This is a genomic window from Nocardia sp. NPDC049149, assembly GCF_043197455.1.
In the GTDB taxonomy this organism is placed as follows: Bacteria; Actinomycetota; Actinomycetes; order Mycobacteriales; family Mycobacteriaceae; genus Nocardia.
Map to the genome: position 1 here is coordinate 46,528 of NZ_JBICTD010000002.1, position 12,849 is coordinate 59,376.

Genomic DNA, 12,849 nt, shown 5'->3' on the forward strand with positions numbered 1-12,849 from the left:
GCCGCTGTGGCCTTGCCCCCCCCCCCCCCCCCCCCCCCCCCCCCCCCCCCCCCCCCCCCCCCCCCCCCCCCCCCCCCCCCCCCCGCCACCGGGGATCGAATTATCGAATAGGACATTTCGCATATCTTCTCGGCCATGAGCCGCAGCCATATCCACTCGATTCCGCTATTGAGCGCAAGGTCGAGCGTCGATTTCGAAGGCTGCCACGGACGTTGAATTTCTCCAGCGAACATTCAGAAAAAATCAGAAAGTAGACCGGACCATTTTGCTCAATGTGATGTGAGCCACTAACGTGTTGAACGATTGATCAGCATGTACGCATGTACCACTTCACTAGAGAAGGGGCTACACATGAAACACATGAAGGGAACCGTGGCCATCGCAGGAATGGCCGCGTCGCTGCTATTCGCCGGCGTCGCAGGAGCCGACGCGTTCCACACTGATCTCGTGACCGACGGCCGCACCGTGGTTGCCGGACCCGGAGAGTCGGGCGGCGCCGACGGTGGCACGAAGGGCGGCACCGACGGTGGCACAAAGAGCGGGACCGACGGTGACACAAAGAGCGGCACCGACGGCAAGGCGGGCGACGCACCCAAGTGCGACTGCACCCAGAAGGGCGACGACCAGAAGGGTGGCGGCGTGCCGGGCCTGGGCGGCGGTCTGCCAGGCCTGGGCGGCGGCGGCATGCCCGGCCTGCCTGGCTCTGGTAAGTCGTAGGTGTTTCAACGCCGTCGCCGAGCGGCCGCTCGGCGACGGCGTTGCCTCATTTTGACTGGCGGGTGACGCCGATGACCGGAGTTTTCGGCGAGTTACGTCGGATTCTCCTGCCCGCTGAGATGTGAGCCACTAACGTGTTGAACGTTTGATCATCATGTACGGATGTACCACTTCGACGAGAGAAGGGGTTACCCACATGAATTACCTGAAGGGAACTGCGGTCGCCGCAGGGCTAACCGCGTCACTTCTACTTACCGGTTTCGCAGCAGCGCAACCACCGGCTGCCTGCGGATACGCAGCGGCTCAACCAGGGGCCGCACCGGCACCGGCCGCTCCGGCGCCCGCTGCTCCGGCACCCGCGGCTCCGGCCGCACCAGCACCCGCCGCACCGGCTGCTCCGGCCGCACCCGGCGGAACCGCGACAGCACCTGGCGGAACCGCGACAGCACCCGACGCGACGCAAGCAGCGCCCGCCGGAACCGGTGCGGCTCCCACTGCGCCCGGCGCTACCGCACCAGCGGGTAACCCAGGAGCGGTGGAAGGGCTCAAAGGCCTGAACGAACAGCTGGGAATTCTGGGGAACATGTTGAATGGCTCCCCGGATGCGGCGGCCCCGGCCCCGGCGGCTCCTGCGCCGGCAGCCCCCGCCCCGGCAGCCCCTGCGCCCGCAGCCCCGGCGCCAGCCGCGTAGCTGTTCCGGCACATGCATGGTCGCTGGGCACACTGTGGTGTAACCCCGCGAGTGAGCAGTCGGTCGATCCGATCGATGTGTTCACAGCATCGCCCCGCGTCTCCGCTCTGCGCCACTGCCGAATCACTCGGCCGGTGCGGTAGCGCGGAACCGGGAGCTGTTCAGCGTCGTCGCCGGGCCGATGCCCGGCGACGACGCCGCATCAGCCGCGGTTACAGCGGCGTCACGTACGCACCGGAGATGCCGCCGTCCACCAGGAACTGGCTTGCCGTGATGAACGACGCGTCGTCGCTGGCGAGAAACGCCACGGCGGCGGCGATTTCCTCGGGTTCGGCGAAGCGGCCGGTGGGGATGTGCACCAGGCGCCGCGCGGCGCGCTCCGGGTCCTTGGCGAACAGCTCCTGCAGCAGGGGCGTGTTCACCGGGCCGGGGCACAGTGCGTTGACCCGAATTCCGTTGCGAGCGAACTGGACTCCGAGTTCGCGGCTCATGGCGAGCACACCGCCCTTCGACGCGGTGTAGGAGATCTGCGAGGTCGCCGCGCCCATCACCGCAACGAAGGACGCGGTGTTGATGACCGACCCCTTGCCGCGTTCCAGCATGTGCTGGATGGCGTACTTGCTGCACAGGTAGACCGAGGTCAGGTTGACCTCCTGGACCCGCCGCCAGGCGTCGATGCCGGTGGTAAGGATCGAATCATCCTCCGGCGGTGAGATTCCCGCGTTGTTGAACGCGATGTCGAGTCCGCCGTAGACGTCCACCGCGGTCTGGAACAGCGCTTCGACCTGTGCTTCGTCGGTGACGTCGACCTTGACGTACCGACCGCCGACCTCGGCGGCGGCCGCCTCACCGCTGGTGGCGTCGATATCGGCGACGACCACCTTCGCGCCCTCGGCGGCGAAGCGGCGGACCGTGGCGAGCCCGATGCCGCTCCCGCCGCCGGTGACGACGGCGACTCGATCCTGTAAGCGCTGCAAAGCATCTCCTGTTCGGTGTTGGTTCATTGCGTTGCGATGAAGACGTTCTTGGTCTCGGTGAACGCGAGCGCCGCGTCGGGGCCGAGTTCGCGGCCGAGCCCGGAGTGTTTGAAGCCGCCGAACGGGGTCCAATACCGCACGGAGGAATGCGAATTCACCGACAGGTTGCCCGCCTCCACCGCGCGGGACACCCGCAGCGCCCGGCCGACGTCGGAGGTCCAGATCGAGCCGGACAGCCCGTACTCGGTGTCGTTGGCGATCCGGATGGCGTCGGCCTCGTCCTCGAACGGGAGCACCGCGACCACCGGCCCGAACACCTCCTCGGTGAGCACCCGGTCGGTCGGCGAGCCGGGCAGCACTACCGTTGGCGCATACCAGAATCCGGGCCCGTCGGGGCGCTCGCCGGTGAACGCGACCTTGGTCGACGGCTCGACGAAGGCGGCGACTCGCTCGCGGTGCGCGGCGGAGATCAGCGGGCCCATTTCGGTGGACTCCAGCGCAGGATCGCCGACCCGCACCCCGCGCACCGCAGGCTCCAGCAGTTCGAGGAATCGATCGAAGACACTGCGCTGCACCAGAATTCGTGAACGCGCGCAGCAGTCCTGACCCGCATTGTCGAACACGCCGTACGGCGCGGTGGCTGCGGCGCGCTCCAGATCCGCGTCGGCGAACACGATGTTGGCGCTCTTGCCGCCGAGTTCCAGCGTCACCCGCTTCACCTGCTGCGCGCAGCCTGCCATGATTTGCGTGCCGACCTCGGTGGAGCCGGTGAACACCACCTTGCGCACCGCGGGATGGGTCACGAACCGCTGCCCGACCACCGACCCCTTGCCGGGCAGCACCTGGAAGACGCCCTCGGGCAGCCCCGCCTCGCGCGCGAGCTCGCCGAGCCGGATCGCGGTCAGCGGCGTGAGCTCGGCAGGCTTGAGCACCACCGTGTTTCCGGCGGCAAGCGCGGGCCCGAAACCCCACGCCGCGATCGGCATCGGGAAATTCCACGGCACGATCACCCCGACCACGCCGAGCGGTTCGTGGAAGGTGATGTCGACACCGCCCGCGACCGGAATCTGCTGGCCGAGTAGCCGTTCCGGGATCCCTGCGGCATAGTGCAGCACATCACGGACGTTGCCTGCCTCCCAGCGGGCGTTGCCGATGGTGTGACCGGAGTTGGCGACCTCCAGCTGCGCCAACCGCTCCAGATCCGCGTCGACGGCCTCGGCGAACCGGCGCAGCAACCTGGCCCGATCGCCCGGCGCCACCTCGCGCCAGGCCGCCGCCGCCCGCTGCGCGCGGTCGATCGCGGCATCGGTCTCGGCGGCGCCGGTGAGCTCGACCGTGGTCACGACCTCCTCGGTCGCCGGGTTCACCACCTGCGTTGTCGTCACGACATACGCTCCCTTCGATAGTCTTCGGCCGCCGCGACCAGTGCGCGGGTCAATCGCCGGTCGAGCGCGTCGACCTCCGGATGCCATTGCACGCCAACGAGAAACGGGCCATCGGGGGCTTCCGCGGCCTCGATGGTGCCGTCCGCCGCGTGCGCGGTGGCAATCAGACCGTCCGCCAGCCGGTCGATCGCCTGATGATGATGACAGTTGGCCTGCACATCCGGCCCGACGATCGCGGCGACCCGGCTGCCGGGCACGGTCGTCACCTGGACGGTGGTGAAGCCGCCGTCGGTGCCCGAATGTTCGGCGTGCCCGACCACCTCGGGCAGGTGCTGGATCAGCGTGCCGCCCATGGCGACGTTCACCACCTGCAGGCCACGGCACACCGCCAGGATCGGCAGGTCCACCGCTCGGGCCAGCTCGAACAGCCGGAATTCCGAATCGTCGCGATCGGGCCTGGTGTAGGTGAGCGGGTGCGCCGGTGCGCCGTAGCGATCCGGCGCCACGTCGGCGCCGCCGGTCAGCAGCAGCCCGTCCAGGCGCGCCACCAACTCGGGCCTGGCCACCCCGACCGGGGGCAGCAGCACGGGGATGCCGCCCGCTTCGACCACCATCTGGACATAACTGAAGTGCAGCACCGCGCTGTCGACCTGCCACGAGCCGAAGCGTGCGGATTCGGCGTAGGTCGGCAGGCCGATCAGCGGATGAGAAACCCCAGCGTCCGGTAGGACCTCAGAGTCTTTCGAATCCACGAACTCGCTCCCAATCGGTGACGGCGGCGTCGAAGGCCACCAGCTCGACCTGCGCCGCGTTGCGGTAATGCTCCACTACATCATCACCGAACGCATTCCGCGCGATCTTGCTGTCCCCGAAGAGCTGCGCGGCCTCGCGCAGTGTGTGCGGCACCCGTGGCCGCTCCGATCGATAGGCGTTGCCTTGGAACTCCGGCTCCAACGGGAGCCGCTGCTCGATGCCGTGCAATCCGGCCGCGATGGCGGCAGCGACCGCCAGGTAGGGATTCACGTCGCCGCCGGGCACCCGGTTCTCCAGCCGCAGCGAATCGCCGTGCCCGACCACCCGCAGCGCACAGGTCCGGTTGTCCCTGCCCCAGGCGATGGCGGTCGGCGCGAAGCTGCCCGGCACGAATCGCTTGTAGGAGTTGATGTTCGGCGCGAACAGATAGGTGAACTCGCGCAGGCAGTCGAGCTGGCCCGCGACGAAATGGCCCATGAGCGGCGACCAGCCGTTCGCCTCGTCGCCGGCGAGCACCGCCGCGCCGTCGTCGCCGCGCAGGCTGATGTGGATGTGGCACGAATTACCTTCGCGCTCATTATATTTCGCCATGAAGGTGAGGCTGCGCCCTTCTTGCGCGGCGATCTCCTTGGCCCCGGTCTTGTAGATGCTGTGGTTATCGCAGGTGGTGAGCGCATCGTCATAGCGGAACGCGATCTCGTGCTGGCCGGGGTTGCACTCCCCCTTGGCCGACTCGACATACATACCCGCGCCGTCCATTTCGGTACGGATCCGGCGCAACAGCGGCTCGATGCGCGCGGTGCCGAGCATCGAGTAGTCGACGTTGTACTGGTTGGCGGGGCGCAGGTCGCGATAGCCCGAGGACCAGGCCGCCTCGTAACTGTCGTCGAACACCAGGAATTCGAGCTCGGTGCCGACGAACGCGCGCAGCCCGTGCTCGGCCAGCCGCGCCAGCTGGGCCCGCAGCACCTGCCGCGGCGACATCGCGACGGGCTTGCCTGCCGGCTCCACCTGCTCGACATCGCACAGCACCAGCGCGGTGCCGGGCCACCACGGGACCGCACGCAACGTGTCCAGGTCGGGGCGGAGCACGAAATCGCCGTAGCCGGTGTCCCACGACGACATCGCATAGCCGTCGACCGTGGTCATGTCCACGTCGACGGCGAGCAGATAATTGCACGCCTCGGTCGCGTGCTCGACCACCTCGTCCAGGAAATAGCGTGCCGCGCAACGCTTTCCCTGCAACCGGCCCTGCATGTCGGTCATCGCGACCAACACCGTGTCGATCTCCCCCGACGCCACCCGCTCACGCAACTGCGCCAGACTCAACATCCCGCTACGCATCCACAGCCCCTCTCGGCACCAACCGTGCTCACGCTAGAGCAAATCGGCGGCATTTGTGATGGGACACACAAAGTTCAGCGCACACACTGGGGAATGGACTCGCCAGGCCGCGCCTCGACGGTCGGCACGTACGGCGGGCGATCCACCGAGGTGGTAACCGGGCACAGCCGGACGACCTGCGGTGTCTGACCGGTGCGGTTGCCGCTGTTGTCGAAGATGATGGGACCGCCCGCGCCGGGCACCGCCGCGTCGGGCGCGGAGAAGCCGCTGATGGTCGCGTTCACCTGGCTGCGCCGCACCGGACTGGTGGCGGGCAGGCTGCGCAGCGCGGTGTCGATGGTGGTCACCGCGTCGTAGGCGTTGACCGCCCACCCGTCGCCGACATGGGCGATGTCGAAGCCCGCGTCCCGGTACGCCTGCTCGAACACGGTCCAGTTGGGGTTGCTCGCATGCGGTCCGTCCGCGCCGGCGACCAACGTGAACAGCAGCCGCACCCGGCCGTCCACGAAGGTCTTCGAGGACAGCGCCTTGGTCCGCAGGTCCTCCAGCGCCGGATCCGATTCGACGGTGCGCAGCCGGTTGCCGTCGGAGGTGCTGACCACGGTGACCGAGGTCGCCGCGCACTGGCCGTTCGCGTAGGCCTCGTCGAGGCTGTAGAGCAGCCTGCCCAGATCGCGGCCGCGGGCGATGTAGGCGATCGTCACGTCCTTCACGGTGGAGCACACCCGCTTCGCGGTCTGCGGCACGGTGCTCGGTTCCGAGGTGTCGAACTTGACCTCGATCAGGTTTCCGCCGTACTGGCGTTGCAGAAACGGCAGCGTGGTGCAGGTGTACGGGTCCGATCCGCCGACCGGAACCATGATGAAGTCCGGCCTGCCGGTGACCACGGCGCCGATCGCCTGCACCTGGACGGCGACCCGGAATCCGACGCGATAGATGTAGTCGCTGGCGATGCCGTCCGCGTAGGAGTTGCCCTTGTCGCAGCCCGTGAAGTCGGGGGTGTCCGTCTTCGAACCGTCCTGGTCGAATCCCTCGGCGGTGACCACGTCGGACACCATCGGAATCCCCGCCGCGGCAAGCACTTCGGCGACCTCGGCGGTGCTCTGGTGGCTGAGGCCGATGCCTGCGACGGCGACCACGTCCGCCCGCGCCGCCATCGCGCGGGCAACACCGAGCGGGTCGCCGTTGCGCTGGTAGTCACCGATCTGCCCGATCACGAGCTGCATCGGATGCAGGCATCCGGTGCTGTTCGCCCTGCGCTGGCCTACCGCCATCCCCTCGAGCTCGTGCACGGCCCTGCTGCCCGCCAGCTGATCGGTCATGGTCAGCAGCACACCGACGGTCGCGGGGCTGCCAGGGCATTCGTCGGCGGCCGCGCGGTTCTGCGCGTCGATCACGCCGAACACCTGACTGAACGCGTCGAGGTCGAAAGCGTATGGGCCCTCAGATAATCCGACGCAGCGATCGCCTGCCTGCCACGCCGCGGTGTCGGGCAACCAGCTCTCGTTACAGGTGAATGCGCGGTGCAGCGTCTCCCCCGAGGCGAACCCGGCACCGGCGAGCACCACCAGCACGACCACGACGGCCAACCGCACCCAATCGGTCCACCGGCGCGGGAACGGCCGGTCCAGCCGCGGGATCACCCATAGCCGATAGCGCGATGCCACGATTGATCTCCTTCGCCGAAACGGGTCACTGGAATTGGTCCGCGAGCCTGCGATACCTGTTGGCACGCAGCAGGAACGGCGTCCGGTCGCGGGCGTGATCGGCAAGCAGCTCGTAGCTGTGCGCGATCCGCGAACAGAGCGTCGACTTCTGTTCCGCCGCGGTGACCCGGATATCGGACTCGAACGCGGGCACCAGGGCGAGCAGGACCGCGATGTGCTCGCGCGGGGTGCGCGCCCGGTCGTCGCTGTCGATCAGATCGGCGTCGCGCCTGGCCGGGTCGGCCGTCTCGACGATGGCGTCGAAGAGCGTCAACCACTCGGCGGACGACTGCTCCGCCAAGTGCTCCGCGAGCTCGGCGACCACCGCGTCGCGACCGTGCAGCAGGCGCGCGTGGTGCAGCCTGCTCGCGGCGTCACCGGCGCCGACGCCGTCGGACAACTGCCGGAATACCCGCTCCCAGCTCGGCGCCTGGTCCGCGCGCGCGGCGAGCGCGCGCAAGCCGAGCAGCCTGACCAGCGCGGGCAGCTGCTCCACGCCGCCCTGCGGCGCAGGCGCCCACAACGTGCGCGACTTGAACAGCGCCGAATCGTGTCCGACGGCAGCAGGCAGCAGGGCAACGAGGGCGAGCGCCTCGGCTTTGCGCCGGGCCGCCGACACCGTGACGAGCCCGTTCACCAGTTCCTGACGAACCAGCTTGTTCACGCTCAGCCCACGCACGAAGATCCGCAGCAGATACTGCTCGGCGGTGATGCCCGCCTCCGGCCCCGCACTGCGCAGCAGGCCGTCGAGATCACCGAGCAGCTCCCGGTCCAGCTTGATCCGGCGCAGCAGGTACTCGGTCGCCGCCGCATGGCCACGGGTGAGCCGATAGACCGACTCGCCGATGCTTTCGGACTGGAACGGGTCGACGTCCTTGGCCATCAGCCGGACGTCGCTCTCGCTCAACTCGGGCAGCCGCACCCGCGCCCAGGACGCCGTGCTCGATGCCTGCGCGAACGGCGCCGACCACACCGCGGGCGCGGGCAGCTGACCCGCCTGATCATCGCTCAGCGCACCGGAACTCGCGGTGATCACGGTGAGCGGGTCGGACAGCCTGGCGCCGGTGGCAGCGATGCTCTGCCGCACCCGCAGCAGGGCGCTGGTGAAGGACGCGGCCGCGGGTGCGTCGCCGTCGTCGATGAGCACGAGCACATTGGACGTCCGGCGCCTGACCTTGGCGACGCTGAGCCGCAGGTCCGCGAGCAGCGCGCCGATCAGCACATCGTCGACGCTGCGGCGGGTCCGCGGATCGATGCTGCGCGCGTTGCTGCTCAGCCCGATCAACGCCCGCTCGGCATCGACCCCGCGCAGACCGAGGTCCTGATGCCCGAACCAGGCGATCTTCGGACCCCAGGTGAATCGGCCGAGCAGCCGCCCGCCCATCAAGCGGCCGACCATCGCGTCGGAGACCGTGTTGGCCACCGCGGGCGCGATCACGTCGGCGCCGGGCACCTTGATGTTGGCGGCAAGCGAACCGGCGAAGTTGATCATGTTCCGGACGAAGCCGATGAGCGCCGCGCGGCGTTCGTATTGGTTGAGCAGCCGATGCAGTCTGTCGAGTTGCTGATTCGGCGGGAGGCTGTCGAAATCCTCCGCGATGACGATCTGGGCGATCAGGGTCCGCGGAAACGCGACGGCGTAGCCGGGGATGTCGACGCTGAGGCCGAGGATGATCGCGGCGAGCACGGTGCGCACCGGATTGTTGAGATCGAAGGGCCGTTCCAGCGGGCGGACCAGCACCGATGGCGTGTGCCCCTGCCATTTGTCCAGGACGTGGTTCAGCACGGCGGTCCGGCCGGAACCACCGCAGCCTTCCACCACCAGCACCGGCTTCGGCGTCTCGGACGCGGCCGCCACCGGAACCTCGATCAAGGTATCGATCAGATCGAGTAGATCGGTGCGCCCCACGAACACCAAGCATCGCCTCCCTCGGCTTGGCGACACCCTAACAACTACCGATCACCCCAACAACCGGATTCCGCTCTGAGACAACGGAATTACCGAATCGAAGCGAACAAGTTACCGTCTGGAGCGGTACGTACCGACCGGACCGGACGTTTGTGCCGCCGCTTCCGTACCCGAAGACCGATATCGTCACGCCAGCAGGTTGCGGACCAGCCGAATCGGTAGCCGCCGCACGCCGGCGGGCCAAGGCGCCGAGTGCCGCAGCGCGCGGATCGGACGGGCGAACAGCATGCGGACGAGCAGTCCGGCGAAGTCGAGATGGCCTGGCGCGGCCCGTCGCGAGCACGCCAGCGACCAGACGGTCTCGGTGCCCGCAGGGGCGAGTTCGCGCTGCGCGAAACGGTCCGCGAGCCAGTCGACCATCACCGGAAGGGCCAAGAACTGCAGGAGCAGGTGGGTACTGAGGCGGTCGCGCAAGTACCGGACATGCGTGCCTGCGGCGGCGTACCTTGCCACCTGCGCGTCCACATCGGCGACGGCGATGACCTCGTCGTACACCCCCTGCAGGATCAGCATGGGCATGGCAGGGGCGCGGCCACCCGGCCGGATGTCCGCGAGGACGCGCTGGAGTTCGGGCGCGTCCATGAGCGCCGAAAGGCCACCGCGGCAATGCTTGTCGATATCGCGGCGGGCGAACCGATACAGCAGCGGGAAGGTGGCGGTCACCTCGGTGGCCTGCAACCAGCCGAGATAGCGGGCGTCCAGCTCGGTGCGCAGCAGGTGATCCAGGCGGGGATAGGCGCGGCGCAGTCCCGCGGTGAAAACCGCGGCGAAACCAGCGAACACCGAACCGTTGAGTCGCACGAAGGCCGCGGCCGGGTCACCGACCGGCGAGGCGGCGACGGCGCCGACGATCGCGAGTTCCTGCGCATACTCGGCGGCCAGCTCGGCAGCCCATGCGGTGGCCAGCCCACCGCCCGAATAACCCCACAGCGCAACGGGTGTGGTGGCGGCCAGACCGAGCGGCGCGAAGGTCAGCGCGGCCCTGATCCCATCCAACGCACGGTAGCCGGGTTCGCGGGCGGCACCGAACCGACCGAAGGTGCCGCCATGATCGGGGACCGATACCGCCCAGCCGCGCGCCAGCGCGCTGGCGATGAGCGGCAACTCCAACTGAGGAATCGACCCGGCCGCCCTGGCACCGCGTCGAAGTGCATAGGAGGGCAGGCATTTCGAGGCGACCGCATCGATCGCGCACTGGAACGAGACCAGCGGGCGCGGCACGGTCGGATCGGCGCCCCACGGCAGCAGCACCGTGGTGACCGCGACCTCGGGGACTCGGTCGAGATCGCAGGTTCGGTACAGCAGCTGCCACGCCGAGATCCGCTGTGCGACAACACCGAACAGTGCCAGCTCGATCCGTCTGGTGCGCACGATCGCACCGGGTGGCAGCCGGTCGAGCCCGAGCGGCGCGAGGTAGAACGGATCCGCCTCGGGCAGCAGCGGAAAGGTGCCATACTGCTCGACTTCTGACGCATGCGTGCTTAGGGCGGGATCGGCACTCATCGGGTTCGTTCCTCTCCAACGGCGTGGTCACGCCTCCCCCGCGGACCCACCGACGAGGGCCGTCTCGGCGTCGCTCAGTCGAATCTATGGCCGTCAGCCCGCCGGTGTCACTGCGCGTCGGAGCACAGAATCGACGGGCAAAGTTGGTGCCCGAGACAAAGTTCCGGCCGGTACTGCGGAATTCTTGCTACAAAACCTGTCGGTGGAAACAATCGGCTCATGTCCCTCGCGCTCACCCCGCCTGCCCGCGACGCGTCGCTGGTCACCCGGCTGCTCGCCCGCTGGCCGCAGACCGCCGAGCGCATGCTCGCCGAAGGACTCGGCGCCACCCCGCCCGCCGCCGATCTGCCCGAGGGGCACTTCACCGCGGAAGTGCTGCCCGCCATCTACGCGTGCGGGCGCGCCGTGCTGCACGCCATCGGCGAGCAGCGGGTGCTGACCAGGGCCGAGGTCGCGGTGTTCGTCGTTCCGGTGGCACAACGGCACGCCGAGGACCGAATTCCGTTGCCGCTGTTGATCGAAGCCATCCACGGCTCCGCGCGCGCGGTGCTGCGGGAGGCGACCGAGCTGGCCACCCCCGCCGAGCTGGACGAGTTGATCGTGGTCGGCAGCCGACTGCTCGACCTGCTGACGCATATCAACGTCACGGTGGTCGAGACCTACACCGAGGTCGAGCAATCGATCTTCAACGCCGAGCGGGAAGCACGGCGCGCGCTGTGCGCCGCATTGCTCGGCGGGCTGCCCGCCGAAGAGCTCGCCGCCCGCGCCGACACCGCGCTGGCCGAGCGATACACCGTGCTGGCCATCCACATTCGGCACGAAGAGCACCCCGGTACCGCGGGCACGCTGATCAGCAGGCGGCGAATCCGGATCCTGCAGCGCGCACTCGACGGCCTCGCAGGCACGACGGCGCTGGCCACCTTCGACGGCGCGACCGGGATCGCGTTGCTGCCGACCGTGCTGGAGACCGAGGTCGACGCGCAGCGCTCCGCGCAGCTGGCCGCCGAGCTCGCCGAGCAGTTCGGGGTTCCGGTGTTCGTTGCCGAATACCGTTCGGCGGCACGCGAAGCCGTGCCGCAGACGGCGCGGGACGCCACCGACCTCGCTGAACTCGCGCGCCTGCTCGGCCGCCCGACGGGCGTCTATCGCCTGGACGATCTGCTGCTCGAATATCAGCTGACCAGACCGGGACCCGCGCGGGATCGGCTGGCCGAACGGATAACGCCGATCCTGGGCAGTCCCCACCTGATGGTCGCGTTGGACGCACAGCTACGGCACGGTTCCGATCGGAAGGCGGCGGCCGCAGAAATTCACGTCCACCCGAATACGTTCAGCTATCGCCTGCGCCGGGTCGCCGAGCTCACCGGCATCGATCCGACCGAACCGCACGACTCCAGGATGCTCGCGGCGGCGCTCACTATCCATCGCCTGTACCCGGCGGCCGCCGCGCACATCGCGGGGCCGCCGGGTCAGGACGGCACTTAGATGACGTGCCAGGCCTGCAACAGGTAGGTGATGTTGGCGGCAATAGACGTGACGACATTCGCGAGATTCAAAGCGGACGAACCCAGATCGAGCAGCGGCACCGAAATTCCTCCATCAGAGTGGGACTGCAAACGCCTTCCAATGTAGTGCTGGTCAGCGCGGTCGCCGCCGTTGTGAGGCAGTTCACCGGCCGTCTGCGCCACACCGAACACAGTGGTCGCATAACGGAGGAAACGGTCGTGCGATCCACCGAACCCGGACCGTCCTGACACCGCGATCTCGGATAAAACGCCCACTTGCTTTCCGCAGACACGGCAAT

The 12,849-nt window shown here is 68.5% G+C and carries 11 protein-coding genes; 2 read left to right on the top strand and 9 right to left on the bottom strand.

Annotated features, from left to right (window positions below):
* The first annotated feature begins 351 nt into the window (after nt 1-351).
* Nucleotides 352-717: a hypothetical protein gene (locus ACGFNJ_RS05920; RefSeq protein ID WP_393443893.1), complete on the top strand. Its 366-nt coding sequence runs from the start codon at nt 352-354 to the stop codon at nt 715-717.
* A gap of 251 nt (nt 718-968) precedes the next feature.
* On the opposite strand, the gene ACGFNJ_RS05925 is transcribed toward ACGFNJ_RS05920, so the two are convergent.
* The 8 genes from ACGFNJ_RS05925 to ACGFNJ_RS05960 form a co-directional block, all read right to left on the bottom strand.
* Nucleotides 969-1,166, bottom strand: coding sequence for a hypothetical protein (locus ACGFNJ_RS05925; RefSeq protein WP_393443895.1), 198 nt, complete (start codon nt 1,164-1,166; stop codon nt 969-971).
* A gap of 454 nt (nt 1,167-1,620) precedes the next feature.
* Nucleotides 1,621-2,412 carry a 3-oxoacyl-ACP reductase gene (locus tag ACGFNJ_RS05930; RefSeq protein ID WP_393443897.1) on the bottom strand — a complete coding sequence of 264 codons (792 nt, stop codon included), beginning with the start codon at nt 2,410-2,412 and terminating at the stop codon, nt 1,621-1,623.
* A complete protein-coding gene (locus tag ACGFNJ_RS05935; RefSeq protein ID WP_393443899.1) occupies nt 2,409-3,770 on the bottom strand; it encodes an aldehyde dehydrogenase family protein in 1,362 nt (453 codons plus the stop codon). The genes ACGFNJ_RS05930 and ACGFNJ_RS05935 overlap by 4 nt, the downstream gene beginning before the upstream one ends.
* Entirely contained in the window at nt 3,767-4,522 is a 756-nt protein-coding gene (locus ACGFNJ_RS05940; protein WP_393443902.1) for a gamma-glutamyl-gamma-aminobutyrate hydrolase family protein, read from the bottom strand. Before ACGFNJ_RS05940 ends, ACGFNJ_RS05935 begins: the two co-directional genes overlap by 4 nt.
* On the bottom strand, nt 4,503-5,867 hold the full coding sequence (locus tag ACGFNJ_RS05945; protein WP_393443904.1) for a glutamine synthetase family protein: 1,365 nt from the start codon (nt 5,865-5,867) through the stop codon (nt 4,503-4,505). The genes ACGFNJ_RS05940 and ACGFNJ_RS05945 overlap by 20 nt, the downstream gene beginning before the upstream one ends.
* A 74-nt stretch (nt 5,868-5,941) precedes the next feature.
* Entirely contained in the window at nt 5,942-7,534 is a 1,593-nt protein-coding gene (locus ACGFNJ_RS05950) for an ABC transporter substrate-binding protein (RefSeq protein WP_393443906.1), read from the bottom strand.
* Nucleotides 7,535-7,559: 25 nt separating this feature from the next.
* Nucleotides 7,560-9,491 carry a hypothetical protein gene (locus tag ACGFNJ_RS05955; RefSeq protein ID WP_393443908.1) on the bottom strand — a complete coding sequence of 644 codons (1,932 nt, stop codon included), beginning with the start codon at nt 9,489-9,491 and terminating at the stop codon, nt 7,560-7,562.
* A gap of 177 nt (nt 9,492-9,668) precedes the next feature.
* Nucleotides 9,669-11,045: a lipase family protein gene (locus tag ACGFNJ_RS05960; RefSeq protein ID WP_393443910.1), complete on the bottom strand. Its 1,377-nt coding sequence runs from the start codon at nt 11,043-11,045 to the stop codon at nt 9,669-9,671.
* A 219-nt stretch (nt 11,046-11,264) separates the two neighbouring features.
* Here ACGFNJ_RS05960 and ACGFNJ_RS05965 point away from each other — a divergent pair, with 219 nt between their 5' ends.
* Nucleotides 11,265-12,530: a PucR family transcriptional regulator gene (locus ACGFNJ_RS05965; RefSeq protein ID WP_393443912.1), complete on the top strand. Its 1,266-nt coding sequence runs from the start codon at nt 11,265-11,267 to the stop codon at nt 12,528-12,530.
* Here ACGFNJ_RS05965 and ACGFNJ_RS05970 read toward each other — a convergent pair.
* Entirely contained in the window at nt 12,527-12,826 is a 300-nt protein-coding gene (locus ACGFNJ_RS05970) for a hypothetical protein (protein WP_393443914.1), read from the bottom strand. The two genes, ACGFNJ_RS05965 and ACGFNJ_RS05970, sit on opposite strands and share 4 nt — an antisense overlap.
* Nucleotides 12,827-12,849: the final 23 nt, after the last annotated feature.